Raw genomic sequence first — 26,365 nt, forward strand, 5'->3', positions numbered from 1 at the left:
AGTCTCATCGATTTTCTTCACGAGAATCGAACCCTGTGGTTCGCCGGAGATTGCTGGTCTTCCGGTTGGCGACGATAACCCCTATGAGCGCGGTCGGCGACGACGGTGGGCCGACCGGTCAGGCCGTCCCCGGTTTCTGCTTGACGACCTCGATCTCGACGTCGTCTTCGGCGACCCCGATGCGGGCGAACTGCGTCCGGATGTGTTCCTCCGCGGCCGAAAGCGCGTTTTCTTTCGTCTCGAACCCGCGCGGCATCGGTGTGTCGAAGGCGACGCGGATCTCTCGGCCGTCGACGGTCATCGGCGACCCGCCGCTCTCGACCTCGTAGAACTCGTCGCAGACCCAGACGTAGGGTGCGTCCTCGTCGGGTGCACCCTTGTACGACGGCGCCTCCTCACCGCGCTCGAAGACCGTCCCCGTGAGCGCCGTGCCGCCGCCGTGACCGCGAACTAACAACATAGCTTCGACTTCGCGCCCGATACGTAAAAGCCGTGTGCGAGTCGGTTCGCCGTGAGTAGGAGGGAAAGGCCCTTGACGGCCCACTCCGTGGCCACCCACATGACTCTCGAGGACTTCACCGACTTCTCCTCCGACGACGCCGACGGCGAGGACGGAGGCGGAGGCGACGAGGCCGACTCCGCCCCCGTCGACGGAGACGCGACGACGTCGCCGACGGCGGTGGACGCCGGAAGCGGCGTCGATTCGGACGACACCGACGAGACGGGTGACAGCTTCGAACGGTTCGCCGTCGAGGCGGTCGGCCGAGACCGCGGTATCGGCACCGTCTCGGTGTCGCAGGGACTCCGCGTCGCCGAGGACGGCGAGGAGACCGAACTCCGGGCGTTCGTCACCACCGGCAACCGCGAGTCGGTTCGCCTCGGGAAGTACCTCCTCGTCCCGTACCCGGACGACGAGACGCTGTTCTGTCGGATCACCTCCCTGGAGTACGCCCAGGAGTTCCAGACCGACGACGCCACCGAGATCCACGCCCGACGGGCGATGCGACAGGACGACTTCCAGGAGCGCGACTACAAGTTCATGGCGTCGCTGGAACCCGTGGCGGTGCTCTACCGGGAGGACGGCGACCTCAGACGGCGGATGACCGACCGCGTCCCCAAACCCGGTGCGGTCGTCGCCGAGGCGACCGACAGCGAGCAGATCAAGACGGGGCTGAAGATCCCCGAAGACGGCGTGTTCCTCGGCCATCTCTCGGTCGGCGGCGAGAAAGTCCGCACCGCCGCGGAACCGCCGACTATCGACTACCGTCTGAAGGACGACTACCGCGACGGCGACCCGCTCGTGTTCCGGCACACGCTCGTCGCCGGCGGCACGGGGTCGGGGAAGACCCACGGTTCGAAGAACATCCTCCGGCAGTACCTCACCGACGAGCGGACCTACGCGATGGACGACGGCCGCGAGGTCCAGACCGCCGTCGTCCAGTTCGACCCGCAGGACGAGTACGCCCAGATGCACGACGACAACCCCGAGCTGGACGCCGAGTTCGCCCGACGACTCGACCGCGAGGGCGTCGCCTACGGCGGCCACGACGACACGGTCGCGCTGGTCCCCGAGGTCGCCGGGTCGACGTACCCCGGGACGGGCCACCGCGCGGAGCAGCTGTCGTTCACCGTCCCCTTCTCGATGGTGAAGCGTCGTCCGTGGCTCGTCGCCGGCGCGAGTCTCAACGACAACCAGTACAACGCGCTGACGCTCCTCTTGGATCGGTTCTTCCGCGACTACGGCGACGAGGGAACCTACCGACAGTTCACGAACTTCCTCGACGACCCCGCGCTCAGAGAGGAACTCGACGAGTCCGGACGCATCCACGAGGCGACGTTCGACGCCGTGATGCGCAAGACGCGCACGAAGGCCGCCAACCAGGTGTTCGACCAGGAGGCTCGGCCCATCACGGAACTCGTCCACGACCTCGTCCGTCCCGGCGGACTGTCGGTCGTCCCGACCTACCACGTCAACAACAGTCGGGCGACCGAGATCGTCGTGCTCGCGGTGTCGAGTCTGCTCGTCGACGAGAAGCTGTCGAACAGTCCCGAGCACGCCCGCATCAAGGAGACGCCGCTGGTCGTCGGGATGGACGAGGCGCACAACTTCCTCACCGACGCCGACAGCGTGCAGGCGCGGAAGGTCATCTCGAAGTTCACCGAGGCGGCCAAACAGGGACGCAAGGAACGACTCGGCCTCTTTCTCATCACCCAGGACCCCCAGGACATCGCCGAATCGGTGTTCAAGCAGGTGAACACGAAGGTCATCCTCAACCTCGGCGACGAGGACGCGATCAAGTCGGTCAACATCCCCCAGAAGTTGGCGAACAAGGTGCCGTACATGGAGAAGGGGCAGATGGTGGTCTACTCGCCGGACAACTCCGAACCGGTGGAGTTGATCGGACTGTCGAAGTGTCTGACCCGGCACGGTGAGTGAGCGGCCGTGGCCCCCGTGGCCACGGCGACCGAACCAACCGTGACGGTGTCTGACTCCCCACGGTGAGTGAGCGGCCGTGGCCCCCGTGGCCACGGCGACCGAACCAACCGTGACGGTGTCTGATTCCCTACGGTGAGTGAGCAACCACGGCGCTCGTCGTCGCGGCGACCGAACCAACCGTGACGGTCTCTGATTCCCCACGGTGAGTGAGCAACCACGGCCCCCGTGGCCACGGCGACCGAACCAGTCGAGGTCGACAAGTTCGCCGTCGAATTTTAACCACCCCCTCGCGTACTGATAGCTATGCCCAAGCGGATCCTCATCCCCATCGACGGTTCGCCGCAGTCCGCTCGCGCCGTCGAGTTCGCCGTCGACGAGTGGCCGGACGCCGAACTCACGCTGTTGCACGTCATCAACCCCGCCGGAGCGGGGTACGGACCGGGTACGGGCGTCCCGAGTGGTGCGGAGGAGTGGTTCGAGAACGCCAAGACCGACGCCGAGGAGCTACTCTCGGAGGCGACGCCGCGGAACACCGTCGAGACGTCGACGATGACCGAGGTCGGTCGTCCCGCACACACCATCGTCGAGGTGGCCGACGAAGCGGGGTTCGACCACGTGGTGATGGGGAGCCACGGCCGCACCGGCGTGTCGCGGATCCTCCTCGGGAGCGTCGCCGAAGACGTCGTCCGGAGTTCGACGGTGCCGGTGACGGTCGTCCGGTAGACGATCGTGTCACACGATGTCGGGTTTTCCCGAAAGATCGTCGTCAGCGGCTCGGACCGGGGTGACGTTCGTGTAACCAGGTGACGTTTGTAACGAGGAAACGTCGACCGGGAGCGTGCCCGTATTATCCGTCGCGCTCCAACCCGGAGTCGATGGAGTTCGACGAAGTCATCGAGACGCGACGTTCAGTCCACCAGTACACAGACGAGGAGATCGACGACGACACCCTCGAGGCGATCTTCGAGCAGGTCCGGTACGCGCCGTCGAGCTTCAACCTCCAGCCGTGGGAGTTCCTCGTCGTCCGCGACGACGACAACCTCGAACGGCTACAGGAGGTCGCAAACGGGCAGGAGACCGTCGCCGAAGCCGCCGCGACGGTCGTCGTCCTCGGCAACACCGACCCCTCGGCGCACGCCGACCGCGTCTTCGACGACTGGCTCGACAAGGAGTACATCCCGAGCGAGGAGGTCCGGGACAACCTGCTCGGCGTCGTCGAGAACATGTCGGAGCTGCCCGAAGAGGAGCGTCGCGTCTGGACCACTCGGAGCACGTCGCTGGCGACGATGGCGCTGATGCACGCCGCGTGGGACCACGGCGTCGCCTCCTGTCCGATGGAGGGGTTCGACGCGGACGCGCTCGTCGGCGAGTTCGACGTCGACGAGGGGTACGAGCCGGTCATGCTGGTGACGCTCGGCTACGCGCCGGAGGACGCCGCAGACCAGGAGAACGCCCGGAAGTTCCGCCGCCCCGTCGACGAGATCGTCCATTTCGAGACGTTCGAACCCGAACAGTCCGAGACGGTGACCGCTCCCGCCGACGACTGAGAAGGATTCTCGTCGACGCCTCTCGCAACGACCGACGACCGGAGTCACCAGGAGACGCGGTGAGTTCCGGCTGGTGACGATACTTTCTCGGAGGTCGTCACGCGGCGAACCGCCTGTGGTCCTTCCTCGAACTCGCTGCCGACCGTTCGGCGCGACGTTCCGTACCGTTTATACCGCCACCTGAACAAAGCGCAGACATGGTCAAAGAGCAAAAGCAGGTTCGCGAACTGCAAGAGGGCAGTTACGTCATCATGGAGGACGCCGCATGTAAGATCAACCACTACAGTACGGCGAAGCCGGGCAAACACGGCAGCGCCAAGGCTCGCGTCGAGGGGAAGGGCGTCTTCGACGGAAAGAAGCGCAGCCTCAGCCAGCCGGTCGACGCGAAGATCTGGGTCCCGATCATCGAGCGGAAGCAGGGACAGGTCGTCTCCGTCACCGGAAGCGACGCACAGATCATGGACCTCGACACCTACGAGACGTTCACGATGCGCATCCCCGAGGACGAGGACTTCTCGCCCGAAGACGAGATCGAGTACCTCGAGTACGAGGGCCAGCGTAAGGTAGTGTAATGTTTCCCGGGGCGACCGCCGACCGCAGCGACGCGAGGTACGTGGTCGTCGGCGCTCCACTCGACGTCTCGACGTCGTTCCAGCCCGGAACGCGATTCGGACCGAACCGGGTGCGAACGTACGCCGAGACGTACGACGACTACGACCGACGAACCGACCAGTTCTTCTCCGAACTCGGTGTCCACGACGCGGGCGACGTCCGCGCGTGGGACGACACCCCAGCCTACGTCGAGTGGCTACGCGGGACGCTGACCGACGTGGTCTGGGACGACGCGCTCCCGATCACCGTCGGCGGCGAACACACCGTCTCCGCCGCGGGCGTCGCCGCCGTCGACCCGGACGTGTTCGTCTGTCTGGACGCCCACCTCGACCTCCGAGACGACTACGACGGCAACCCGTGGAGCCACGCGGCCGTCACCCGCCGGATCCTCGACGGGTGGCCGGAAGACGGTGCGGACGACGTGGACGACGGAGACGCCGCGGGCGATGCCGACGAGGCCGTCATCCTCGGTACGCGGACCGGGTCGCCCGAAGAGTGGGAACGCGCCGAGGCCGACGACGTGACGGTCGTCCCACCCGAGGAGGTCGCCGACTGGACACCCGACTTCGACGACGACACCAGCGTCTATCTGAGCGTCGACGTCGACGCCGCCGACCCGGGGTTCGCACCGGGGACGGGGACGATGGAGCCGTTCGGACTGACGCCACGAGAGATGCGCGACGTCGTCCGCGCGGTCGCGCCCTACACGACGGGGTTCGACGTCGTCGAGGTGAACGACCGCGACGACGGACAGGCCGCGGCGCTCGCCGGGAAGTTACTGAGAGAGTTCGTCTTCTCGCACGCCGGACACGCCGCACAGTCGTAGCTCTTCGATCCTTCGTCTTCCGAATATCACGGATACCGGAGCAACGGCTCTCCGGTGGCGGTCGTCGGAGAAACGAGCGGTGCGAGGTCAGCTATCGCTTGACCTTACCGAGTAGGCTCTTTCCTTTGCGCATGATACGTCGCTGCGTCCGTCGTGGAAGACTTCGCCACGCGTACATCGCTTTGCGGAATTTACCCATAGTGGACACCTCTCGTTGGTCGCGACCCGTACCCGAGGGCACGAGCGCAGCTATCGCTACTCTCGTGACACGGAAAACGCTGGTGGGCGTCGGTCGCGGGGTTCCGTCGGTCTCACGTCCCGGCCGGACACCGGTGTTCGAGCAGTTCGACCCGCTTCGTGGGCTCCGGACCGTCGAGCCGGGTCGGTTGCTGGACGTAGCTGACGGTGAGCGACGTCAGTTCGTCCTCGTGGTCGCTGTTCCAGCGGTGACAGAGGTAGTCGGCGAACCCGCGGCGGAGACGCGTGTCGCCACCCCACCGGACGTCCTGGAGGTACTTCCGCCAGCGGGCGCTCGGGTACGTCCGGTCGACCTCGTCCGGTTTCTCCCAGTCGACGTCCGACCCCCGGAAGGCGTCGACCCGCTCGCCGGAGTCGAGACGGCCGGGGACGACGAACCAGCCGTCGACGTTCAGCGGCGCGGGGGCGAACATGTTCCAGCGGAACTGGCCGGGATCGACGTTCGACTCCACCACCTCCGGCGTGTCGACGACGCCGACCGACGCAGCGTTCCAGAGTAGGACGACCACCAGGAGCACGCTGACGACCGCCGGAGCGACGCGGTCGGACAGCGTCGTCCACCGCTCCCCGCTCCGGAACGCCGTCGTCGGCAACAGGTCGTCGACGGTACGCTCGGTCCGAGCGACGCGTGTCCGTCGTCGCAGCGGGTCGACGCCCCGGCGCTCGATCGTCTCCCAGACTACGGTCGGGAGGAACGCCAAGAGGCCACAGATCGAGACGATCGGGAAGATCCCGAGCTTCATCGTCGCCAGCATCCCGAGATGCATCCCGACGAAGAGCGCGACGAACGCGGCCCGTGCCCGTCCGGTGAGGAGTATCAGGAGTGGCGACGCGACGACCATGAGGAGCCACAGTTCGCCGAACGCGCGGAGGAGCGTCGGGTAGTTCGCGAGAGTATCGCCGAGAAACACCGTCAACTGATCGAGACTGAACACCTGCAGGATGGCCGTCCCGTCGAGCCAGACGTCGCCGCGCAGTTTGATGACCGCGTTAGTCGCGTAGACGAGGACGACTTGCGTCAGCAGTGCCGCCGAGGCGACGGAGGCGACGAGCGGTTCCGGGACGCGGTCGGTCACGGCGGTAACGGACTCGGCACCGCTGCGGCGGCGCGCGTCGACGGACCACCGTCGCCCGAGCGGGAGGAACAGTCCCCAGAACAGCAGTCGGCGCAGCAGCGAGTCGCCGCCGTTGAGCACGTACGGGTTGCGGGCGTGCAGCGAGACGAGAAGCAGCCACGAGAGGAACAGCGTCGTCTTCGTCCGGTAGCCGACGAGCAGCGACAGGGCGAGGACGCCGGCGACGACGAAGAGCGCGACCTGTAGCCACGCGTCGCCGGAGAGCCCGTGCAGTGAGTACGTCGCGAAGGCCGGGTAGCTGGCGGCGAGCAGCGACCGCGGGAGCGTCCCCGCGTCGGTGTAGAAGGCGACGAGGTTGCGCGAACGGAGGAGGAGATCGGCGAGGAGCACGAGCGCGAGCGAGACGCGGAGCGCGGCCAGCGCACGCACGTCGACGCCGACCCGGCGTTCGATCGCCGTCCGGCCGCGAGACAGGAGTCGAGACCCGGACTGGAGAGACATACTCCCCGTGGTCGTGTCCGTCCGTGAATAGTTTGTGTTCCCGCCGTCGAGCGGGGGTTACAAGCGACCGCCGCGCCACGTCTCGACCATGGACCGAAGCGACCTCTTCGCCCGGTACGACGAGGAACTCCGCACCGACGACTACGCCGACGTCGACGCCAGTCCGAACGGGCTGCAGGTCGGCAGCGACGAGGGAACCGTCGACCACGTCGCCTTCGCCGTCGACGCCGCCGTGGCGACCGCCGAACGCGCCGTCGCCGTCGGCGCGGACGTGCTCGTGACGCACCACGGCTTCGTCTGGGGCGGGCTCGACCGGGTCACCGGCCGCGAGTACGAGCGGATCGCGCCGCTCGCCCGCAACGACGTCGCGCTGTACGTCTCGCATCTCCCGCTGGACGGCCACCAGACGCTCGGGAACGCCGCGGGCGTCGGCGACGTACTGGACCTCCACGAGCGCGACCCGTTCGGGGCGCTGGGGCCGGAGTACGTCGGCCAGCGCGGTCGACTCGCCGACCCGGCGTCGATCTACGACCTCACCGCGCAGTTGGACGACGCGCTCGACACCGGCGGCCGCGGCGTCCGTCTCGTCGACGCCGGCCCCGAGCAGGTCGAGGACGTCGCCGTCGTCACCGGCAGCGGCGTCGACTGGCTGGACGAGGCCGTCGACGTCGGCGCGGACGTGCTGGTCACCGGCGAGGGGAAACAGAAGGTCTATCACGAGGCGCAGGAGGCCGAGATCAACGTCGTCCTCGCCGGCCACTACGCGACGGAGACGTTCGGCGTGCAGGCGCTGCAGGAGCGCGCCGAGGAGTGGGGGCTGGAGACGACGTACATCGACGAACCGACCGGGTTGTAAGCCGCCGTCGTCGCACTCGGTCGCCCGCCGACTCGGTATCGTCGCGTTCAAATCTCGTCGCCGCGCATCGTGGGTATGAGCGACCACGGCGACCACGACTCCGAGACCGGCGAGGGCGACCACGAGGATCACGACCACGACGGCTACGTCCCGCCGCACCGCGAGGCGTTCGACCACGATCCGCTCGGGCAGACGCAGGTCTGGCCGGGGATGAGTGTCGGCGAACTCGGCGACGAGTACGGGAAGGCCGGCATCGGCGCGGCGAAGGTCCACGAGGCGATCGACATCTACGCCGAGATGCTGGCCGACGAGGACTGCACCGTCTTCTTCTCGCTGGCCGGAGCGATGGTGCCGACCGGGATGCGGACGCTCGTCGCCGACCTCGTCCGCGACGGCCACATCGACGCGCTCGTCACGACGGGCGCGAACCTCACGCACGACGCCATCGAGGCCATCGGCGGGAAACACCACCACGGCGCGGAGCACCAAGACGGCAAGAGCGCCCGCGAACACGACGAACAGCTCCGCGACGAGGAGGTCGACCGCATCTACAACGTCTACCTCCCGCAGGAACATTTCGCGCTGTTCGAGGGCCACCTCCGCGAAGAAGTGTTCCCGGTGCTGGAGGAGGAGGGAACCGTCGGCATCGAGCGGTTCGTCCGCGAACTGGGCCGCGCAAACAGCGAGGTCAACGAGCGTGAGGGCGTCGAGGAGGACGCCGGTGTGGCCGCCGCGGCCTACGAGAACGACGTCCCCATCTACTGTCCGGCGGTCCAGGACTCCGTACTCGGTCTCCAGGCGTGGATGTACTCGCAGACCTCCGAGTTCTCGCTGGACGCGCTCGCGGACATGACGCCGTTGACCGATCTCGCGTTCGACGCCGACACGGCGGGCTGTCTGCTCGTCGGCGGCGGCGTTCCGAAGAACTTCACGCTCCAGACGATGTTGGTCACGCCCGGCGCGTACGACTACGCCGTCCAACTCACCATGGACCCCGAGGCGACGGGCGGCCTCTCCGGTGCGTCGCTCGACGAGGCGCGGTCGTGGGGGAAACTGAAGAAGGAGGCGCGGAACGCGACGGTCGTCGGCGACGCGACGATCACGCTCCCGCTCGTGGTCGCCGCGGCGCGAGAGAAGATCGAGTCGTCTCAGTAGCAGATGTATCGAGTAAGGTAACATTTCGAGTTTCCCGTCTCTCTCCCGTACACGGGCTGAGCGATTCGTTCAGCTCAGAGAGAACGTCTTTATCGACCTAATAAGTAGCCGTACTGTCATTGTCTGCTACCTTTCTCTCTGTTCTCTTCCGTCAATTATTTTCTTTCTCTGACAGCTAAAATAACAACTCAGTAACAAAACAGCAGTCGGTCGTGGGGTAGACCGTCGGCGACAGCAGTCCGCTGCGTCGACAGGAAACAATGCCAGGAAGTGACACGACATGACGCAGTCGAACCGCGTTCGAGCACTCGTGCTCGCAACACTCCTCGTCGTCGCCGGCGCGGGAGCCTCGGCCGTCGGGACCGTCTCGGCGGACGACCACCAACCGCTCCGGATCGCCGAGGTCGACGCCGACGGCGAGTACGTCGTCGTCGAGAACACCGACGACGAGACGGTCTACCTCGACGACGCGTGGATCGACTTCGACGGGGACGACCAGATCGACGACGCCGAGCTGTTCCCGGTCACCGCACAGATCGAAGCCGGCCAGACGCTCGTCGTCGCGACCGGTGCCGAACCGGTCGGCGACGCCGACGTGACGCTCGGGTCCGACTCGGGCGTGATAGACGAGGGCGACACGATCGTGATCGAGACGATCGACGGCGAACCGCTCACGCAGAACGCCGAGTCCGACGAACCCGACGAAGACGACCTGACCGGTCCGGACGACGAAGACCACTCGGAGGACGATCCGACCGACGGCGACGAAACTGACGGCGACGACTCGACCGACGGTGACGAAACCGACGGGGACGAAACCGACGGGGACGAAACCGACGGCGACGACTCGACTGACGAGGACGAAACCGATGGCGACGAAACCGACGGCGACGACTCGACTGATGGCGACGAAACCGACGGCGACGACTCGACCGATGGCGACGAAACCGACGGCGACGACTCGACCGATGGCGACGAAACCGACGGCGACGACTCGACCGATGGCGACGAAACCGACGGCGACGACTCGACCGATGGCGACGAAACCGACGGCGACGACTCGACCGATGGCGACGAAACCGACGGCGACGACTCGACCGATGGCGACGAAACCGACGGCGACGACTCGACTGATGGTGACGAAACCGACGGGGACGACTCGACTGACGGTGATGAGTCAACCGATGGCGATGAGTCGACCGACGGTGACGAAACTGACGAGGACGAGATAGACGAGGACGACGAGTCGACCGACGGGCCGACGGTCGACCCCGGCGAGTGCTGACGACGGTGCGATCGACGGAACTGCGGTAGACACGGCTGCCGCAGATCGACTTTCGAACCGGATCTCTCTTTTCGCTCAGTCGCCGAGAACCGCCTCGACTGCCGAGAGTAGCGTCGCGGGACCGTCCTCGTCGAAGACGTTACCGGTCGGATACGGATAGTGCTCCTCGCCAGGATCGCCCCACGTCGAGACGGCCGCGACGGTCGCCTCCGAGAGCGACTCGACCAACGCGGCTTCAGACGTCACCTCGGGAACCGAGAACTGCTCGAAGTCGTCGCGACGCTCGCGGGTCGGGTCGTCGACGAGGACGACCGCGTCGGGCCACGACCCCTGCAGCAGCGCGAGCGAGACGCCGCCGTACGCGCGGTGTGAGAGCGCACCCTGCCCCTCGACGAAGACGAGCTCGCTGTCGGCGGCGACCTCACAGACCAGCGACTCGACGACGCCGGCGGCGAAGTCGGCGGGGACGCGGTCGACGACGACGCCGCGGTCCGCCCCGACCATCAGTCCGGTCTGTCCGGTGGCGACCCATCCGGCGTCGATTCCCGCGCGACGGGCCGCTCGGTAGAGCTCGAACGTGGTCGTCCGCTTCCCGACCGCGCAGTCGGTGCCCGCCGTCAGGACGACGGGCGTGTCGAGGTCGTCGACCCGGCCGTCGGCGACGCGGAGGTCGTCGCCAGCGGGCGGTTTGCGGACGTCGAAGAGACGGACGCCGCAGTCGGCGGCCAGCGTCGACCAGCGCTCGTCCTCCGAGAGGAAGGTGTGGAGTCCGGAGACGACGTCACAGCCCGAGCGCATGGCGCGTTCGACGTCGTCGGCCCACGCCTCGGGCAGTCGGCCACCGGCCGGTGCGACGCCGACGACGAGCGCCTCGGCGTCGGGTGCGTGGTCGAGCGCGTCGGCGACCGAGTCGACGACCGGAACTGCCGCGAGTGCCGGGTCGTCGCGTCCGAGGACGGTTGCGGCGTCGTCGCCGGTGGCCGTCGAATCGACGACCGCCTTCGCGTCGAACAGTTCGCCGTGCCGGACGACGCCGTTGGCGGTCTTTCCGTGGGGACTCCCGAAGGCACCCTCCGCGAGGACGATCGCGGGGGCGGGGGCGTCGAACGCGTCAGAGAGGTTCATGCTAGTCCGAACCATAGCGTGGCCCAAAACACACCTCCCTCGCATGATGGGGTGGACAGGTTTTTGCACGCTCGTCACCCTTCTCTTCGAAGAGATGGCAGCGCAAGGGCCGGACGGCGTGCGGGTGAGTCTGGACATCTGGCATCCGGACTGTTGGACGCTCGAGGTGACCGACGCCACCGACGCCGGGTTGCTCGGTCACGGCGTCCACGCCATCGACGGGGTGGCGACCGGTCGGTTCACCGCCTACGCCGACACGACCGAGGCGCTCGACGAGCTCGTCGCAGCGATTCGCGACTCGCCGTTGACGGAGTCGGTGTGGGAGACCGACGACGGCCACGGACACGGCGACGGTGGGTCGGTTCCGGGGGCGGCGAGTCGGGGAATCGTCGTCCGCTACGACCTCGACAAGAGCATCAACGACGCGCTCGTCTCGCGGGGGTTCATCCCGGACGAACCGGTGCGGATGCAGGGCGGCCGCGAGTACTGGACCGTGCTCGTCCAGGGGTCGCGCCGGACCGTCCACGAGCGACTCGAAGAGATCCGCGAGGAGATGGACGCCGACGTTCGCGTCGAACTCATCACGGCACCGCAGAGCGGGTCGGGCATCTTCCGGACCGACGATCTCTCGGAGCGGCAACGCGAGGTGTTCGACCTCGCCCGTCGGCGCAACTACTACCAGTGGCCGCGGGAGGTGTCGGCGGGCGACCTCGCGGACGAACTCGACATCTCGAAGGCGACGTTGCTGGAGCATCTCCGGAAGGCCGAGTCGAAACTGCTCGGCGGCGACGCAGACGACGAACGCTGACGCCGGTTCGCGTCGACCACGATTCGCGGCGGATCTGACGTCTCGACGACTCGTTCTCGGTGTGACCTCACATACGAGGGAGGGTAGCTATACGAGGGAGTAATGATATGCTAAAGCATGTCATCACAACAGGTCAACGACAGTCGGAGTCTCTCGCGAGACATCGGACTGTTCGGGGCGGTCAGCACCGTCGTCGCGGGGACGCTCGGGGCGGGGCTGTTCGTCACGCTCGGAACTGCCAGTAGCACGACCGGTCCGAGCGTCATCTTCGTCGTCGTCCTCTCGGGACTGCTCGCGATGAGCATCGCACTCAACTACGGCTGGATGGCGACGATCTTCCCTGCCGCCGCAGGGTCGTACGCCTACGTCTCCCGGACGTTCGACAACCGCCTCCCGGGCTTTCTGGTCACCTGGTCGAAGTGGCTGGGTTACATGGCCGCCGACGCGGTTCTCGCGCTGGGGTTCGGGAGCTATCTACAGGTGTTCTACCCCTCGGTCGATCCGGCACTCGCCGGCTTCGGGCTCCTGACCGTGCTCTTCCTCGTGAACCTCGTCGGCTCGAAGGGGTACAGCGTCTCGCAGAACGCCATCTTTGCCTTCCTCATCCTCTCGATTCTCGTCCTCGTCGTCCCCGGGACGGCGAGCATCGACACCGCGAACTACCAGCCGTTCTTCACCGGCGGGGCTGACGGCTTCTTCGCCGCCGCCGTCCCGCTGTTCTACGCGTACATCGGGATCGCCGTCGCCGGGCAGATGGGGGCCGAGGTGAAGAACCCCTCGCGGAACCTGCCGCTGGCGATGGCCGGCGGGACGGCCATCCTCATCGTCCTCTACGTCTGGACGGCCGCCGTCATCTACGGCGTCGTCGGCGACTACACCGTACTGGCGGACTCCGCACGGCCGCTGGCGACGGCGGCGGAGGTGTTCCTCGGCGAGAGCGGCACCGCGATCGTCGCGATCGGTGGACTGCTCGCGACGGCGTCGAGCGTCCACGCCGTGATGGCCGCGGGTATCAAGATGCCCTACTCGTGGGCGTGGGACGAGGTGTTCCCGAAGATGTTCTCGTCCGTCAGCGACCGGTTCGGGACGCCGCACTGGTCGCTCATCACGCTCTACCTCGTCGCGTCGGCACTCACCTTCTGGAGTTCGGGGCTCGACCAGGCGATCGCGATCGCGACGTTCAGCTACCTCATCGCCTACTGTGCCGTCTCGATCACGGTGCTCTACGTCCTCGTGACTGGCTCCGACCTCGCAGCGCAAGCTGGATTCGACGGCGGCTTCGTTCTCTGGGTCACCGCTCTCGTCGGTGCGCTCGGCTCCGGTGCGCTGCTGACCGAGGCGTACAAGGGGTCGCTCGGCATCTACGTTCCGTGGGTCGCCGTCGGTCTCGGCGTCTTCGGCCTCTACTGGTATCTCGGGAGACAACGGGGCCACGACGTCGAGGCTATCCTCGCGACGCTCCCCGGTGTCCCGTCCGACGAGTACGACCCGGCTGTCCGCGGGGACGACCCGGTCGCCCACGGAGGTGCCAGCGATGACTGACACCGCCCCCGCACCGACGGTCGCCCCAGACGAGACGATCGGCCTCCTCCAGGAACTCGTCCGGATTCCGAGCCCGTACTTCGAGGAACACGAGGTCGTCGAATACGTCTACGAGTGGCTCGACGAGCGGGGCCACGACCCCGAGTACCATCACGTCTCGGAACCCGACATCACCGAGTACGAGGGCGACAACGTCGTCGCGCGCATCGAGGGATCGGACCCCGACGCGCCGACGCTCCTCCTCAACGGCCACGTCGATACGGTTCGACTCGTCGAGGACTGGGAGGAAGACCCCTGTTCGGGCCGCATCGAGGACGGGAAACTCTACGGACAGGGTGCCTGCGACATGAAGGGCGGCGTCGCCTCCATCATGACCGCCTTCGACGCGCTCGCCGACCGCGACCTCGCGGGCGACGTCCTCCTCACCGTCGTCGTCGACGAGGAGGGGCCGTACGGCCTCGGTACCGACCGGTTGATTCGCGACGGCCTCCTCGACGACTGCGACATGGCTATCGTGACCGAACCCGGTCCGATTCTCGCACAGGAGGACGTCGACAACCCGGCGCTCCTCCTCGGCGCGCGCGGTCGGTTCCTCTACGACATCGAGGTTCGTGGCCGGGCGGCGCACGGCTCACAACCGGAGACCGGCGTCAACGCCGTCGTCGAGGCCGGACGACTGGCCGAGGCGCTCGACGTGATGGAGACGGGCGACCATTCGAAACTCGGCAGCGGCTCCGTCTGCCCGCTGTTCGTCGAGGGCGGCAGCCAGACGCTCTCGGTCCCCGAACGAGCCCACCTGATGGTCGACCGCCACGTCGTCGTCGGCGAGTCAGAGGAAGACGTCCGAAAGCAGGCGGAGAACGTCGTCGACGAGCTCGGCTTGGAGAGCGACGTCGAGATCGGCTTCCGGGAGGCCCCCTCCGACGACATCCGCTACGGACCGTACGTCACCGACGAAGACCACCCGCTCGTGACGTCGCTGGCGGACGCGACTCGGGCGGTCGCTGGCGTCGACCCCGACTACGGCTACTTCTCCAGCGTCGGTGACTTCAACTACCTCGGCGATCGCGCGGGGTTGCCGACGGTCATCCTCGGCCCGGATGGAGAAAACATCCACGGCGCGGGCGAGTTCGTCTACACCGACGAGGTGGTGGAGGTGGCGAACGTCGTCGCCGACGCGGCAGTCAGACTGCTCGACTGACGCCGTTCGGGTCGTCGGGGGTCCGAGCAACTTTTCTCGCTCCCGGGCCGAGAGGTGGGTGGCCGATGACGACGGCACCGCTCCGAACCGGACTCGGCATCCGGTGGTGACGAGCCCTATGAGTGCCGAGGCCACTCGATCCGAGAGACCGCTGCTCTCGAACTGATCACTGGCTGCTACTGCCGTTCGCCTGCGTACTCGCGTTCCCGTTCGTCGGTGCTTCCGTCCTCCCTTCGAGGTCGAGCGTGTACGTCCGTACCTCGGCCATGTTGGCCTCCTCGAAGGCGACGTCGAACTGCCACGTCTTGCCGGGTTTCAGGCCCTCGGTCAACTCCTCTTCGCTCTCGTCGACGAACTCGTAGAGGACCTCCCCCTGGTCGTCCTGCAGCGTCACTTCGGCTTCGACCCACTGGTAGACCTCGTCGCCGGTGTTCTCGATCGTTCCGCGGAGACCGACCGCCCCGTCGGTCTCGTAGAGGGTCCGGTTCGTCACCTCGAGTGCGGTCGGTGCGTCGGCGATCTCCCCTTCGATGTCGGTCGCCCCGTCTTCACCGGTGGTCGTCTCCGCCGTCTCGTTCGCCGTCGTCGTGTCCTCTGATGTAGCAGTTCCGGTCGTCGTTTCGTTCGACGCCGTAGTCTCGGTCTCTGCGTTCTGTTCGCCACCCAGACAGCCGGCAGAGACGCCGGCCACAGCGATTCCACTCACTGCGGTGAGAAACTGTCTTCGGATCACAGTATCAAACGACTGCTCGAAGTCTGATAAGCACGATGCTTGTATTCATCGGTCTGCTGTCACGAGGGTCCGAGTGGTGAGTGCCGAGGCCTGCGTTCTGTCCGTGGACGTCTTCGCCTTCTTCACAGAACGAATCCGTTCTGAGAACGAAATTAGTCGCCGAATGACGATTTTCGCGGCCAAGTTACCTAAGGGTCGTTGGCGTGTCAGCCACAGTCGATGGTCGAACCCTACGTCGTCGGCCTCGCTGTACTGGGAGTCGTGGTCATCGCGGCCGCAGCTCTGCCGGAGCTGTTGGCAGAGCGAGCGCTCTCCCCGCCGTTGTTCTTCGTCGCCATCGGGGCGATCGCCTTCTCGCTGCCGCTCGGGCTCCCCGACCCGGATCCGTTGGCGTACGGTGATATCACCGAGAAACTCGCGGAGTTCGTCGTCATCGCCTCGCTGATGGGTGCCGGGCTGAAGATCGACCGACCGTTCTCGGTACGGACGTGGTCGACGACGTGGCGACTGTTGGTGGTGACGATGCCGCTCACGATCGGCGTGGCGGCGGTTCTCGGCTGGTGGGCGGTCGGATTCGTCCCTGCGACGGCGCTGCTCCTCGGGGCGGTCGTCGCACCGACCGACCCCGTGTTGGCCTCCGACGTGCAGGTCGGCCCGCCGGGCGAGGGGAGAGAGGCCGCAGACGAGGAGTACGACGAACGGGAGCACGAGCACGAGGTCCGGTTCGGACTCACCTCCGAGGCGGGCCTGAACGACGGGCTGGCGTTCCCGTTCACGTACGCCGCGATCCTCGTCGCCGGGTCGGGGTTCGCTGGGACGGACTGGGTCGGCAAGTGGGGTGGGATGTACGTCGGGTACAAGATCGTCGTCGGCGTGGTGATGGGACTCGTACTCGGCTACCTGCTGGCGAAGGTCCTGTTCGGCTTTTCACCGGTGTCGCGCCTCGCAGAGGCAGTAGAGGGGACCGAAGCGCTCGGCGGCACCTTGTTGATCTACGGCGTGACGGAGCTGGTCCAGGGGTACGGGTTCATCGCCGTCTTCGTAGCTGCGCTCGTCATCAGACACTACGAACGGACGCACGACTACAACCAGGCGCTCCACGACTTCTCGGAGGTGACGGAGCGACTCGCGATGGCGGTCGTGCTCACGCTGTTCGGTGGGGCGCTCGTGACCGGGTTGTTAGCACCCCTGACGTGGGAGCTGGTGGCCGTCGGACTGGCGCTCGTGTTCGTCCTCCGACCGCTCGCGGGAACGATCGGTCTCCTCGGCGCGCCGATTCAGTGGGACGAACGGGCGACGATCGCGTTCTTCGGTATCCGGGGCATCGGGTCGTTCTACTATCTCGCCTACGCGCTCAACGAGGAGACGTTCGGGCAGTCGGAGACGATCTGGGCGCTCGTCGGGTTCGTCGTCCTCGTGTCGGTCGTCGTCCACGGCACCGTCGCCACACCGGTTCTCGAACGACTGTCCCGACAGGGTGACGCGTAGCGTCGGCGGCGGCGTTTGCGCCGACTCCCTCAGTCGCTGGGCGACTCCTCGGGCGTCTGGATGTCGGTCACGATCTCGCCGGACTCTCTGCTCACCTCGACGTCGTCGTCTTCGGAGATCTCCTCGACTCTGTCGCTGAACGCCTCGGACTCGAGGATCTCCAGTTCGTGGTCGAGTCCGAGGTAGATCGTGTACACCATCAGCAACAGCACCACCGCGAACGGCAAGCCCGTCGTGATGGAGGCGGTTCGGAGCGCGTTCAACCCGTTTCCGAGCAGCAACACGGCAGCGACGGCACCCTCGGTGACCGCCCACATCACTCGCTGGGTCTTCGGGACGTCGTGTTTCCCCCCGGCGGTCAGATGGTCGATGACGAGCGACCCCGAGTCCGACGAGGTGACGAAGAACGTTCCCAGGAGCAGCGTCGCGACGACGGCGCTGACGAGCGTCAACGGGTAGAACGACAGCAGTTCGAACAGCGCGACCGCCTGCCCCTGTTCGGTGAGCGGGCCGACGATCCCCCCCGTCTGCCGGTGGAGTTCGACGAACAGGGCCGACCCGCCGAACGTCGCCACCCAGAGAAACGAGACCAGCGAGGGGATCACCAACACGCCGCCGATGAACTCGCGGATCGTCCGCCCCTTCGAGATACGGGCGATGAACAGGCCGACGAACGGCGACCACGCGATCCAGAACCCCCAGTAGAAGATGGTCCAGGTGTGTTGCCAGGTCGGGTCGCCGGCGGCGAACGACTCGGTGTAGAAGCTCAACTCGAGGAAGTTCCCGAGGTAGACGCCGAGTCCGCCGACGAGCGCGTCGAGGACGAACTGCGTCGGTCCGGCGAGGATCATGAAGCCGAGCAGCGCGAACATCAGATAGACGTTGACCTTGCTCAGCCGCTTGACCCCGCCTTCGAGACCCGCCGCGACCGACAGCGTCGCGACCGCCGTGATGAGTGCGATGAGCGAGATCTGGACCCACACGGTGGTCGGGACGCCCGCTCCGAAGAAGTTGGCGGCGACGAAGGCGAGACCGGTGTTCATCTGTTTGACGCCCAGTCCGAGCGCCGTCGCCAACCCGAACAGCGTCGCGAACACCGCCGTGAGGTCGATGAGATGTCCCGGCCAGCCGTAGATCCGCTTGCCGAGCAGCGGCCAGAAGATCGAGCGGAACGTCAGCGGGAGGCCGCGGTTGAACGAGAAGAACGCCAATCCGAGTCCGACGAGTCCGTAGATGGCCCACGGATGCAGTCCCCAGTGGAAGTAGGTGATACCGAGGGCGGCACCGCCGGCGGCGGCGGTGCTCTCACCGAGATCGAAGAACGACCCGCCGCCGGAGGCGAAGTGCTCCATCGGCTCTGCGACGCCGAAGAACAGGAGACCGATCCCCATCCCCGCGCTGAACAGCATCGCCATCCACTCGAAGTCGTCGAACTCCTTTTCGGCCTCGGGACCGCCGATGCGAATCATCCCGTACTTGCTGAACGCGAAGAAGCCGAGCGCGAGGATGATGACGTTGACCGCCAGCACGTAGAACCAGCCGAACGTCCTGTTGACGAAGTCGAAGATTCCCTGATAGATCGCTGCGGCCTGGTCTCCCAGCCCGAGCGTGAGCGCGATGAAGAGGACGATTATCGCCAGCGAGACCGGAAACACCACCGGGTGGACGTCGAGCCCGAACCGCTGGACGTTGTCGTCACCCGGTTCTCTGTCGGTGTCGGGGTGGAACACTTCGACCTGCAGTTTGCCGAGGATCCGGTCGCCGTCAGTTGCCATTCGATCCCTCGTCGCCGACGGTGCGTCCGCGGAGTAGTGTATACATGTGTCTTGCGTCGTACGTGTCCGTTCTGCGACTTACACCGTCGGAGACTCACTGCTGGATGCGACACGAGACGAGGTGAGGGAACCGTCACGACCGACAGCCGAATTCCGAGTGTAGTCGGCCGGAGACGGCTCACGTCGACCGTTCGACCGTTCGATCGAACCCGTCGACGTCTCGGTGTTCTGCATCCGCACCGTCGGTGTGATGTGTCTCTAAATGGACGTAACGGGAGAGTGTTTCGCTGGCGGTCGGGTAAGGATTGTGGCCACGTCCGCTCTGCGGAGACAGTCGCCGTCCAGTCCCGAGTCGTCGCTGAGTCCCGTGATCGCTCTCTGAGAGACCACGGTCCGAGAGGTTATCCGTCACTCGGTCGTCGAGACGGTGTATGGACGGTCGCGCGTCGCCGAGAGCACCACAGGGGTTTCGCGAGCAGGTGCAGTTCTATCTGCTGGACCACAGAACCTCACTGGGCAGATTCGTCGACGTCGGACTGTTGTCGCTGAACCTGGTGTTCATTGGCGTCTTCGTCCTCCAAACGTACTCCTTCTCACCAGCGACGGAGTCGTTGCTGTGGCGGTTAGAGGAGATCGTCGTGTTCGTCTTCACCGTCGAGTACCTGCTCCGGATCTACGGTGCTCGGGATAGAGTCGACGAACTCACCGACCCGTACACCGTCGCCGACCTGCTGTCGATCCTCCCGACGCTGTCGTTGGTGTTCTTACCGACCGCGGTCGTGGGACTCGACATCGGCTTCCTCCGGACCGTTCGCGTCGTCCGAGTGCTTCGGTTCTATCGGCTCACGCGGGACGAGGAGTTCTTCTTCGGCGTCGTCTCCGCCGAGACGCTCCGCGTCGTCAAACTCCTGTTGACCGTACTGTCGCTGTTCTTCGTCGCCGCGGGACTGTTCTACAGCGCCGAGGTGGATGTGAACCCGGGCGTCGAGACCTTCGGTGACGCCTTCTACTACATGGTCGTGACGCTGACGACCGTCGGCTTCGGCGACATCACTCCTGCGACCGGGGCCGGCCGCTGGGTGACGGTTGCTGGCATCGTCGCGGCGATCGTTCTCGTCCCGTGGCAAGCGGGGAAGATCGTCCGCGAGTGGGCGAATCGAGAGCTGGTGAACGTGACGTGTCCGAACTGCGGACTCTCCTACCACGACCCGGACGCCTCATACTGCAAGTCCTGCGGGCACGTCATCTATCAGGAGTACGACTCGAGACAGTAGCGCCAGAGACGCCGGTCGACACTCGACTGTCGACCGCCGTTTCGTCGATCGTCGAACGAAACGCGCCAAAGAAGACCAGTTATCCGTGAGGAGCGAGGTAGTCGAGATAGCGGTCCGAAGAGATCAACTATGTCTGGTAAGTACGACCTCGTTATCGTCGGTGGCGGTATCAGCGGTGCGTCGCTCCTGTACGCGACTGCGAAGTTCACCGACATCGACTCCATCGCACTGATCGAGAAGGAATCCGAGATCGCGGCGATCAACTCCCACAGCACGAACAACTCCCAGACGCTCCACTTCGGCGACATCGAGACCAACTACACCCTCGAGAAGGCCGAAGAGGTGAAAGAGGGCGCGGAGATCCTCGCCGGCTACCTGGAGAACTACGACGCCGACCGCGACCTCCACGACCGGCGCAGCAAGATGGTGCTCGGCGTCGGCGACGAGGAGGTCGACGCGCTCGAACGCCGCTACCACGACGAGGGGTTCGGCGACCTCTTCCCGAAGCTCCGGTCGATCGGCCGCGAGGAGATCGCCGAGATCGAACCGAAGGTCGTCGAGGGGCGCGACCCCGGGACCGAGATGCGTGCGCTCCAGACGCCCGACGGCTACGTCGTCGACTACGGCGGCGTGACGAAGTCGCTCGTCGAGCGCGCAGCGGACGAGACGGGCGTCGACGTCTACACTGGCACCGAAGTGTCCGACATCACCCCGACGCTCGACGGGTACACGATGGCTACGAGTGAGGGCCGGTTCGACTGTGACGTCGCCGTCGTCGCCGCCGGGTCACACAGCCTCCAGATCGCGAAGGAGCTCGGCTACGGCGAGGACAAGGTGCTGCTCCCCGTCGCCGGGAGCTTCTTCCTCGCCGACGACCTCCTGAACGGGAAGGTGTACACGCTGCAGATGAAGAAGCTCCCGTTCGCCGCCGTTCACGGCGACGCGGACGTCCACGACCCCAGTATCACCCGATTCGGCCCGACCGCGAAGCTCGTGCCGACGCTCGAGCGGGGTCGCATCTCCACGGTCGGCGACTTCCTCGACGTGTTCGGCCTGAACGCGGCGGCGTTCCTCAGCTACGCCAACATCCTCTCCGACCGCATCCTGCTGCCGTACGTCCTCAAGAACCTCGTGTACGACCTCCCCGATGTCGGCCCACGAGCGTTCCTCCCGCACGTCCAGAAGGTCGTCCCGAGCGTCGAACTCGACGACATCGAGCGTGCGAAGGGGTACGGCGGGGTCCGCCCGCAGATCGTCGACACGAAGGAGAAGTCACTCGACATGGGCGAGGCGAAGATCGTCGGCGACGACATCATCTTCAACATCACGCCGTCGCCGGGCGCCTCGACGTGTCTCAAGAACGCGATGAAGGACACGCGGACGCTGATGGAGTTCTTCGACGACGAGTATGAGTTCGACGAGTCGGCGTTCCGAGCGGACACCATCGACAACTTCCCCCGCGGGGCGGACGCCGACGAGGAGTCCGACGACGACGTGACACCCGCAGACGTCGACACCGACGAGGAGACGTCGGGGAGCGACGACGACGACCAGTCAGACACCGTCGACGACGTCCCTGCCGCGGACGACTGACGAGACGGACCGAGGCTGGCTCTCGCCGCACGCTCGGACACGAGCGTGTTCAGATCCACCCCTGTCGTCGGAAGTGGACGAGCAGCAGCCCGGCGAGCATCCCCATCCCGAGCATCGTCGCTGGATAGCCGAACGTCCAGTAGAGTTCCGGCATCGCGTAGGGCGTGTCCGCGAAGTTCATCCCGTAGACGCCGACGACGAACGTCAGCGGGATGAAGATGGTCGCGACGACGGTGAGCGTCTTCATCACCTCGTTCGTCGACTGTGAGACCGTGTTCAGGTAGATGTCGCGCGAGCCGCCGGTGAGGTCGCGGTAGGTCTCGATGAGGTCGACGACCTGGACGAGATGGTCGTAGACGTCGCGGAAGTACTTCTCGTTTCGCTCTGCGACCTGCGGGATGTCGCCCCGCGAGAGATACGCGATCGCCTCGCGGGCGGGCCACGCCACCTTGCGGAACGCGAGCAGGTCGCGGCGGACGGCGTTGAGTTCTTCCAGCAGCTGCGGGTCCGGTTCCTCGAGGACGCGCTCTTCGATGGCTTCGATGTCGTCTTCGATCTCGTCGAGGACGTCGAAGTAGTCGTCGACGACGGCGTCCATGATGCGGTAGGCGAGGAAGTCCGTCCCACGGTTCGCGAAGCGACGACCGTCGTTCGTCCACCGCGACGCGGCGGGACTGACGACGTCGACGTCGACGGTCGACATCGTCACCAGCCACTCGTCGCCGACGAAGAAGCCGACCGGGTTCGTCCGGACTTCCTTGTGGAAGGCAATGTCGTCGCGCTGGCTGAGACGCGCCGTCTTCAGCAGGACGAACGTGTGCGTCTCGTACTCTTCGGTCTTCGGCCGCGCCTGCTCGTTGCGGACGTCCTCGACGGCCAACTGGTGGATGTCGAAGCGGTCTCTGAGCGTCCGCATCTCGTCCGGTTCGGCGTCGTCGGCGTGGACCCACGTCTCGCCGGGCGCACCGAGCGCGGCGTCGACGTCGTCGTACCGTTCGACGCCGTCGCTGGTGTACACCATCGCGTGGAGGCTCATGGCTCCCCGCTCGCTCTCGTCTGATGGCCGATCGCGACGAGCGTGACACCGACCATGACGGCCGTGATCGAGAACGCCCGCCCGGGGTACGGAACGTAGATGCCGGCGACGTAGCCGAGGAGACCGGCGGTGGACAGCCCGACTCCCGCGAGTGTGCGCCACTCCATGGTCGTAGCATCCAGTCGCGCTTAGATGAAGATGTGGGGGGTCGAGGGTCGGGACGGGGGCTAGTTTCTTGCCCCGTCGTGGTGAAGCGGTGACATGGTTCTGCTCGTCCCGTTCGACGGTTCGGTGCTCTCGCGTGCGGCGCTCACTCGCGCGAAACAGTACGCGGAGTACACCGGCGAGGAACTGCTCGCGCTGACGGTGATCCCCGACGACGCCGACGTCGCCCGCGAACGCGGCTGGCTCGACCCCTCGGACACGTTCGACGAGGGGGTAATCAGCCGCAAACTCCGACAGGAGATCCACGACATCGCCCCCGAGGCGACTCACCGGAGCGAACTCGTCGAGAACGACGACCCGGTGGCGACGACGGCGATGGACGTCGTCCGGACGATCCGACAGGTCGCCGCCGAGGTGGACGCGAGCGTCCTCTTCCTCGGCAGCGAGAACGCCGGCCGCGTCTCCGCACCGCTGACCAGCGTCGGCAACCCGCTGTCGGAGGATCCGCAGTACGACGTCTTCATCGTCCGCCATCCGGAGTAAGAGGGCTAGCAGAAGAGTTCAGACTTCCATTCGAGACGCTCTTCGGAGTTCGTCAGAAACAGCGTGCTGAATAGAGCGCGAAAGTCGGTCATCACGCTCACCCGAGTTTGAACGCCTTGCTAAAGAACCACGTTTCCATCTTCGTATCCAGAGTGGTATGCCGAATGCTTATACGGTTCATCCGGCAACTAGAGGTAAGATGGCCAATTCGACTCGGAATGGCGACGCCAACGATGGCGAGATTCGTCTCTGGCAAGAGGACGGCTGGTGGATCGCGAAGGATGTCGATACGGGCGTGACCACACAGGGCGAGTCTAGGGAAGAAGCGCTAGACAACCTCGACGACGCTGTCGCAGTCCACACCGGGAAACGTGGCCGCGAACCGACGGACGAAGAACTTCGTGCACTGGGAATCAACCCGGAGAACAACACCACTGGCGATCAGGAACCGCCGGACATCCTCGACTAATTGATGGGGCGGCGAACGTTCTCTGGAACGGAAGTCGTGAAGGTGCTGGTCAACGTCGGTGGGTTCGAGTGGCGGCGTACGACCGGCGACCACGCCCAACTGTACTACGAACACCCGACGAATGAAGAGGACCGCCGAGAGGTGACCGTCCCACTGCATAGCGAACTCCGTACCGGAACGCTCCGAAGTATCGCCGAAAGCGCCGGAGCACACGATTTCGACGCCTTCTGCGAGTGGATAGACGAAAATGCCTAATCTTCGACGAAGGGACGAACACTATCACGATTGTCGCATCTCGAGTAGGTTTTCTCGCTTGTGCTGAATACTGCGCGCAAGTCGGTCACAACTCATTCGGAGGTGATTGGATGACACGACCTCATCAAAGCTCCAATAGGCGTTTTTATGCTGACAATATACAGAACGCATGGAAAGAGTAGACTACTATAATCTGACATTGCTATTTCTCGTCTCTGCATTGCTGATTAATGCAACTCAGGAGCCGACTGCTGGGCTCTGGAGTAACTTCATTACAGTATCACAGTTCATTTCGATTGGCATTGCAATTCTTGTTCCTGCTCTCTTTTTGTTCGACATTTCGACTACTGTTTTCCAAATGGAATAAGGCGTGTCTGCTCTCTGGCCTTTACTAAACACACCCTCTACGTCTTGTACGCTGATTCTAGCAGGTGGGCAACGTGTGAGGTCGAAAAGTACGAGGACTTCCGCTAATCACTACAAGCATAGACTCTTACGGACTGCACCCTTCGAACTCCGATTCGGACGGCATATCCCGGAACCGTCCGTTCGTCCCAACGCGAGAACGGTCACCGAATAACAATCACCGCCCTTCGTTGGATACGTTCTCGCTATCGAATCTTCTCCCCCATCGAGAGTAGCGGAGACCGTGTACTTTCCGAGTTCAGTCGGCAGTCCATCCGCGGGAGTAATGACGGGTTGTTCCTCGTTCGACGGCGGTATCTCTTTGCTCGTGGTGTAACGCGTCTCGCCTGAAGACTGAACCTGTACTCGGACTGTATGGGCCCTGTCGTCCATATTCGACAGGACGATTTCCCCGATACGGGTTCGAGAACGCTGGAGGGGAGCGGAACACCCTGCGACAGCGAGTAGGCCGGGAGTCAGACCGGTGATGAAAACACGGCGAGAGGGGGACACAGCTACGAATACCGAGACAACTACGAAATCACTTGTGATGGGCGACAGCGCTCGTAACCATCGATAGATACTCAGAGCAACCTACCGACAGATTCACTGTTGAGGAACCGAAGCGAACGGGAACCGACTTGCTGAACTCATCCCTCTGTCTCTCGCGCGCCGCCTCTGACAACGATTCCGATGGTTGGACGCGGCTGTGAAAGCTGACACGCCCAGACAGTACTTTGAGAGGCTACTACGGGTCGAATTTCCGAACTGGGAGTAGTTCACGGAGACCTTCTGTTTCGAAGTCAGCGTCGGAGACGACCAGTTCCTTCCCCTCAGACCGAGCAGTAGCCGCAATCATGAGGTCACGTGGCGACATCGGGTTGCCCCATTCGAGAAGGCGGTTCTGCATCCGGGCGGCTTCAAACGCGACCTCTTCGGAGAAGTCGAGAGCAGTGACTCGCCCGAAGTTCTCACGCGCGCCGACGAGGTCGGTCTCACCTGCTGAGAACACTTCACCAGCGAGAACTTCGTAAATGCAGATGCTGGAGGTGGCCAAGACCGGTTGTTCGTCGACGAACTCGACGACTTCCTCGACCCCGTCGAGATAATCGATGATGACTGACGAATCGAGAACGGTCACTGCTCGTAGCTCTCTCGGGAACGCTTGATCGCTTCGCGCGCCTTTTCGGCTTTGTCAGTCCCCTTCCACGCGCCAGCCTTCATCCCCGATCCCTCGTTCGCCAATCGGTCGAGGAACTCGTCCCAACTCTCGTCTTCACGCTTCAGCCTCGCCAGTTTCTCCTTTGTCTCCTCAGAGACGCGAATGGACGTGCTCATGTGCATACGTCGTGTATGCAGTCGGAAGTAGTTTGAGGGGATGTACGGAGGTTTCCGTTAAC

Annotated in this window: 26 protein-coding genes; 17 read left to right on the forward strand and 9 right to left on the reverse strand. The window is 65.1% G+C overall.

Going from position 1 to position 26,365, the window contains the following annotated elements; translation table 11 throughout:
- Positions 1–118: 118 nt before the first annotated feature.
- Complete coding sequence (locus tag EOHIBHHM_RS12360) at positions 119–460, reverse strand: DUF7113 family protein (RefSeq protein WP_497250988.1); 342 nt, start codon at positions 458–460, stop codon at positions 119–121.
- Positions 461–559: 99 nt separating this feature from the next.
- On the opposite strand from EOHIBHHM_RS12360, the gene EOHIBHHM_RS12365 reads away from it, so the two are divergent.
- The 5 genes from EOHIBHHM_RS12365 to EOHIBHHM_RS12385 all read left to right on the forward strand — a co-directional run bounded on the left by EOHIBHHM_RS12365 (position 560) and on the right by EOHIBHHM_RS12385 (position 5,422).
- The gene (locus EOHIBHHM_RS12365; protein ID WP_497250990.1) at positions 560–2,437 is read left to right on the forward strand and encodes an ATP-binding protein; all 1,878 of its coding nucleotides are present in this window, start codon (positions 560–562) and stop codon (positions 2,435–2,437) included.
- 303 nt (positions 2,438–2,740) lie between these two features.
- Positions 2,741–3,160 (forward strand): universal stress protein, encoded by a 420-nt coding sequence (locus EOHIBHHM_RS12370; protein ID WP_497250992.1) that lies wholly within the window; start codon positions 2,741–2,743, stop codon positions 3,158–3,160.
- 152 nt (positions 3,161–3,312) lie between these two features.
- Positions 3,313–3,984 (forward strand): nitroreductase family protein, encoded by a 672-nt coding sequence (locus tag EOHIBHHM_RS12375; protein ID WP_497250994.1) that lies wholly within the window; start codon positions 3,313–3,315, stop codon positions 3,982–3,984.
- Positions 3,985–4,181: 197 nt separating this feature from the next.
- Positions 4,182–4,556 (forward strand): translation initiation factor IF-5A, encoded by a 375-nt coding sequence (locus tag EOHIBHHM_RS12380; RefSeq protein ID WP_497250996.1) that lies wholly within the window; start codon positions 4,182–4,184, stop codon positions 4,554–4,556.
- Positions 4,556–5,422 carry an arginase family protein gene (locus EOHIBHHM_RS12385; protein WP_497250998.1) on the forward strand — a complete coding sequence of 289 codons (867 nt, stop codon included), beginning with the start codon at positions 4,556–4,558 and terminating at the stop codon, positions 5,420–5,422. Before EOHIBHHM_RS12380 ends, EOHIBHHM_RS12385 begins: the two co-directional genes overlap by 1 nt.
- A gap of 311 nt (positions 5,423–5,733) precedes the next feature.
- On the opposite strand, the gene EOHIBHHM_RS12390 is transcribed toward EOHIBHHM_RS12385, so the two are convergent.
- Positions 5,734–7,257: an HTTM domain-containing protein gene (locus tag EOHIBHHM_RS12390; protein ID WP_497251000.1), complete on the reverse strand. Its 1,524-nt coding sequence runs from the start codon at positions 7,255–7,257 to the stop codon at positions 5,734–5,736.
- A gap of 88 nt (positions 7,258–7,345) precedes the next feature.
- Between EOHIBHHM_RS12390 and EOHIBHHM_RS12395 the strand changes: the two genes are divergently transcribed.
- The 3 genes from EOHIBHHM_RS12395 to EOHIBHHM_RS12405 all read left to right on the forward strand — a co-directional run bounded on the left by EOHIBHHM_RS12395 (position 7,346) and on the right by EOHIBHHM_RS12405 (position 10,553).
- A complete protein-coding gene (locus tag EOHIBHHM_RS12395; protein ID WP_497251002.1) occupies positions 7,346–8,113 on the forward strand; it encodes a Nif3-like dinuclear metal center hexameric protein in 768 nt (255 codons plus the stop codon).
- A 75-nt stretch (positions 8,114–8,188) separates the two neighbouring features.
- Positions 8,189–9,268, forward strand: a complete 1,080-nt coding sequence (locus EOHIBHHM_RS12400) for a deoxyhypusine synthase (protein WP_497251004.1) — start codon at positions 8,189–8,191, stop codon at positions 9,266–9,268.
- Between the two features lie 280 nt (positions 9,269–9,548).
- A complete protein-coding gene (locus tag EOHIBHHM_RS12405; protein WP_497251006.1) occupies positions 9,549–10,553 on the forward strand; it encodes a lamin tail domain-containing protein in 1,005 nt (334 codons plus the stop codon).
- 75 nt (positions 10,554–10,628) lie between these two features.
- On the opposite strand, the gene EOHIBHHM_RS12410 is transcribed toward EOHIBHHM_RS12405, so the two are convergent.
- Positions 10,629–11,678: an N-acetyltransferase DgcN family protein gene (locus EOHIBHHM_RS12410; protein ID WP_497251008.1), complete on the reverse strand. Its 1,050-nt coding sequence runs from the start codon at positions 11,676–11,678 to the stop codon at positions 10,629–10,631.
- A 94-nt stretch (positions 11,679–11,772) separates the two neighbouring features.
- Here EOHIBHHM_RS12410 and EOHIBHHM_RS12415 point away from each other — a divergent pair, with 94 nt between their 5' ends.
- The 3 genes from EOHIBHHM_RS12415 (at position 11,773) to EOHIBHHM_RS12425 (ending at position 15,229) form a co-directional block, all read left to right on the forward strand.
- The gene (locus tag EOHIBHHM_RS12415) at positions 11,773–12,486 is read left to right on the forward strand and encodes a helix-turn-helix domain-containing protein (protein ID WP_497251010.1); all 714 of its coding nucleotides are present in this window, start codon (positions 11,773–11,775) and stop codon (positions 12,484–12,486) included.
- Between the two features lie 117 nt (positions 12,487–12,603).
- Positions 12,604–14,028 carry an APC family permease gene (locus EOHIBHHM_RS12420; RefSeq protein WP_497251012.1) on the forward strand — a complete coding sequence of 475 codons (1,425 nt, stop codon included), beginning with the start codon at positions 12,604–12,606 and terminating at the stop codon, positions 14,026–14,028.
- Complete coding sequence (locus EOHIBHHM_RS12425; protein WP_497251014.1) at positions 14,021–15,229, forward strand: M20 family metallopeptidase; 1,209 nt, start codon at positions 14,021–14,023, stop codon at positions 15,227–15,229. Before EOHIBHHM_RS12420 ends, EOHIBHHM_RS12425 begins: the two co-directional genes overlap by 8 nt.
- Positions 15,230–15,395: 166 nt before the next feature.
- Here the strand turns inward: EOHIBHHM_RS12425 and EOHIBHHM_RS12430 are convergent, their stop codons facing one another.
- Positions 15,396–15,920, reverse strand: coding sequence for a DUF3426 domain-containing protein (locus tag EOHIBHHM_RS12430; RefSeq protein WP_497251016.1), 525 nt, complete (start codon positions 15,918–15,920; stop codon positions 15,396–15,398).
- Between the two features lie 261 nt (positions 15,921–16,181).
- Here EOHIBHHM_RS12430 and EOHIBHHM_RS12435 point away from each other — a divergent pair, with 261 nt between their 5' ends.
- Complete coding sequence (locus EOHIBHHM_RS12435) at positions 16,182–17,450, forward strand: cation:proton antiporter (protein ID WP_497251018.1); 1,269 nt, start codon at positions 16,182–16,184, stop codon at positions 17,448–17,450.
- Between the two features lie 29 nt (positions 17,451–17,479).
- Here the strand turns inward: EOHIBHHM_RS12435 and EOHIBHHM_RS12440 are convergent, their stop codons facing one another.
- Positions 17,480–19,225 (reverse strand): BCCT family transporter, encoded by a 1,746-nt coding sequence (locus EOHIBHHM_RS12440; protein WP_497251020.1) that lies wholly within the window; start codon positions 19,223–19,225, stop codon positions 17,480–17,482.
- Positions 19,226–19,656: 431 nt separating this feature from the next.
- Here EOHIBHHM_RS12440 and EOHIBHHM_RS12445 point away from each other — a divergent pair, with 431 nt between their 5' ends.
- Positions 19,657–20,499 carry an ion transporter gene (locus tag EOHIBHHM_RS12445; protein WP_497251022.1) on the forward strand — a complete coding sequence of 281 codons (843 nt, stop codon included), beginning with the start codon at positions 19,657–19,659 and terminating at the stop codon, positions 20,497–20,499.
- 129 nt (positions 20,500–20,628) lie between these two features.
- Positions 20,629–22,092 (forward strand): FAD-dependent oxidoreductase, encoded by a 1,464-nt coding sequence (locus EOHIBHHM_RS12450; protein WP_497251024.1) that lies wholly within the window; start codon positions 20,629–20,631, stop codon positions 22,090–22,092.
- 49 nt (positions 22,093–22,141) lie between these two features.
- Here EOHIBHHM_RS12450 and corA read toward each other — a convergent pair whose 3' ends face one another.
- Positions 22,142–23,128: a magnesium/cobalt transporter CorA gene (gene corA, locus EOHIBHHM_RS12455; RefSeq protein WP_497251026.1), complete on the reverse strand. Its 987-nt coding sequence runs from the start codon at positions 23,126–23,128 to the stop codon at positions 22,142–22,144.
- Entirely contained in the window at positions 23,125–23,295 is a 171-nt protein-coding gene (locus tag EOHIBHHM_RS12460) for a hypothetical protein (protein ID WP_497251028.1), read from the reverse strand. Before EOHIBHHM_RS12460 ends, corA begins: the two co-directional genes overlap by 4 nt.
- Before the next feature lie 94 nt (positions 23,296–23,389).
- Between EOHIBHHM_RS12460 and EOHIBHHM_RS12465 the strand changes: the two genes are divergently transcribed.
- From EOHIBHHM_RS12465 to EOHIBHHM_RS12475, 3 genes are all read left to right on the forward strand, one after another.
- Entirely contained in the window at positions 23,390–23,836 is a 447-nt protein-coding gene (locus EOHIBHHM_RS12465) for a universal stress protein (protein WP_497251030.1), read from the forward strand.
- A 199-nt stretch (positions 23,837–24,035) separates the two neighbouring features.
- The gene (locus EOHIBHHM_RS12470; RefSeq protein WP_497251032.1) at positions 24,036–24,305 is read left to right on the forward strand and encodes a type II toxin-antitoxin system HicB family antitoxin; all 270 of its coding nucleotides are present in this window, start codon (positions 24,036–24,038) and stop codon (positions 24,303–24,305) included.
- Positions 24,306–24,308: 3 nt separating this feature from the next.
- Positions 24,309–24,560 (forward strand): type II toxin-antitoxin system HicA family toxin, encoded by a 252-nt coding sequence (locus EOHIBHHM_RS12475; RefSeq protein ID WP_497251034.1) that lies wholly within the window; start codon positions 24,309–24,311, stop codon positions 24,558–24,560.
- A 1,153-nt stretch (positions 24,561–25,713) separates the two neighbouring features.
- Here EOHIBHHM_RS12475 and EOHIBHHM_RS12480 read toward each other — a convergent pair.
- Together EOHIBHHM_RS12480 and EOHIBHHM_RS12485 are read right to left on the reverse strand one after the other, a co-directional pair.
- Positions 25,714–26,106, reverse strand: a complete 393-nt coding sequence (locus EOHIBHHM_RS12480; protein ID WP_497251036.1) for a type II toxin-antitoxin system VapC family toxin — start codon at positions 26,104–26,106, stop codon at positions 25,714–25,716.
- Positions 26,103–26,303 carry a DUF7557 family protein gene (locus EOHIBHHM_RS12485; protein WP_497251038.1) on the reverse strand — a complete coding sequence of 67 codons (201 nt, stop codon included), beginning with the start codon at positions 26,301–26,303 and terminating at the stop codon, positions 26,103–26,105. Before EOHIBHHM_RS12485 ends, EOHIBHHM_RS12480 begins: the two co-directional genes overlap by 4 nt.
- Between the last annotated feature and the right edge of the window lie 62 nt (positions 26,304–26,365).

The organism is Halogranum roseipondis (assembly GCF_059695585.1).

Coding starts and splice junctions, on each gene's coding strand:
- EOHIBHHM_RS12385 (WP_497250998.1), top strand. CDS start 4,556: ATGTTTCCCGGGGCGACCGCCGACCGCAGCGACGCGAGGTACGTGGTC.
- EOHIBHHM_RS12410 (WP_497251008.1), bottom strand. CDS start 11,678: ATGAACCTCTCTGACGCGTTCGACGCCCCCGCCCCCGCGATCGTCCTC.
- EOHIBHHM_RS12440 (WP_497251020.1), bottom strand. CDS start 19,225: ATGGCAACTGACGGCGACCGGATCCTCGGCAAACTGCAGGTCGAAGTG.
- EOHIBHHM_RS12400 (WP_497251004.1), top strand. CDS start 8,189: ATGAGCGACCACGGCGACCACGACTCCGAGACCGGCGAGGGCGACCAC.
- EOHIBHHM_RS12405 (WP_497251006.1), top strand. CDS start 9,549: ATGACGCAGTCGAACCGCGTTCGAGCACTCGTGCTCGCAACACTCCTC.
- EOHIBHHM_RS12475 (WP_497251034.1), top strand. CDS start 24,309: ATGGGGCGGCGAACGTTCTCTGGAACGGAAGTCGTGAAGGTGCTGGTC.
- EOHIBHHM_RS12375 (WP_497250994.1), top strand. CDS start 3,313: ATGGAGTTCGACGAAGTCATCGAGACGCGACGTTCAGTCCACCAGTAC.
- EOHIBHHM_RS12360 (WP_497250988.1), bottom strand. CDS start 460: ATGTTGTTAGTTCGCGGTCACGGCGGCGGCACGGCGCTCACGGGGACG.
- EOHIBHHM_RS12465 (WP_497251030.1), top strand. CDS start 23,390: ATGGTTCTGCTCGTCCCGTTCGACGGTTCGGTGCTCTCGCGTGCGGCG.
- corA (WP_497251026.1), bottom strand. CDS start 23,128: ATGAGCCTCCACGCGATGGTGTACACCAGCGACGGCGTCGAACGGTAC.
- EOHIBHHM_RS12450 (WP_497251024.1), top strand. CDS start 20,629: ATGTCTGGTAAGTACGACCTCGTTATCGTCGGTGGCGGTATCAGCGGT.
- EOHIBHHM_RS12420 (WP_497251012.1), top strand. CDS start 12,604: ATGTCATCACAACAGGTCAACGACAGTCGGAGTCTCTCGCGAGACATC.
- EOHIBHHM_RS12365 (WP_497250990.1), top strand. CDS start 560: ATGACTCTCGAGGACTTCACCGACTTCTCCTCCGACGACGCCGACGGC.
- EOHIBHHM_RS12485 (WP_497251038.1), bottom strand. CDS start 26,303: ATGAGCACGTCCATTCGCGTCTCTGAGGAGACAAAGGAGAAACTGGCG.
- EOHIBHHM_RS12390 (WP_497251000.1), bottom strand. CDS start 7,257: ATGTCTCTCCAGTCCGGGTCTCGACTCCTGTCTCGCGGCCGGACGGCG.
- EOHIBHHM_RS12425 (WP_497251014.1), top strand. CDS start 14,021: ATGACTGACACCGCCCCCGCACCGACGGTCGCCCCAGACGAGACGATC.
- EOHIBHHM_RS12415 (WP_497251010.1), top strand. CDS start 11,773: ATGGCAGCGCAAGGGCCGGACGGCGTGCGGGTGAGTCTGGACATCTGG.
- EOHIBHHM_RS12435 (WP_497251018.1), top strand. CDS start 16,182: ATGGTCGAACCCTACGTCGTCGGCCTCGCTGTACTGGGAGTCGTGGTC.
- EOHIBHHM_RS12395 (WP_497251002.1), top strand. CDS start 7,346: ATGGACCGAAGCGACCTCTTCGCCCGGTACGACGAGGAACTCCGCACC.
- EOHIBHHM_RS12370 (WP_497250992.1), top strand. CDS start 2,741: ATGCCCAAGCGGATCCTCATCCCCATCGACGGTTCGCCGCAGTCCGCT.
- EOHIBHHM_RS12380 (WP_497250996.1), top strand. CDS start 4,182: ATGGTCAAAGAGCAAAAGCAGGTTCGCGAACTGCAAGAGGGCAGTTAC.
- EOHIBHHM_RS12470 (WP_497251032.1), top strand. CDS start 24,036: ATGGCCAATTCGACTCGGAATGGCGACGCCAACGATGGCGAGATTCGT.
- EOHIBHHM_RS12460 (WP_497251028.1), bottom strand. CDS start 23,295: ATGGAGTGGCGCACACTCGCGGGAGTCGGGCTGTCCACCGCCGGTCTC.
- EOHIBHHM_RS12445 (WP_497251022.1), top strand. CDS start 19,657: ATGGACGGTCGCGCGTCGCCGAGAGCACCACAGGGGTTTCGCGAGCAG.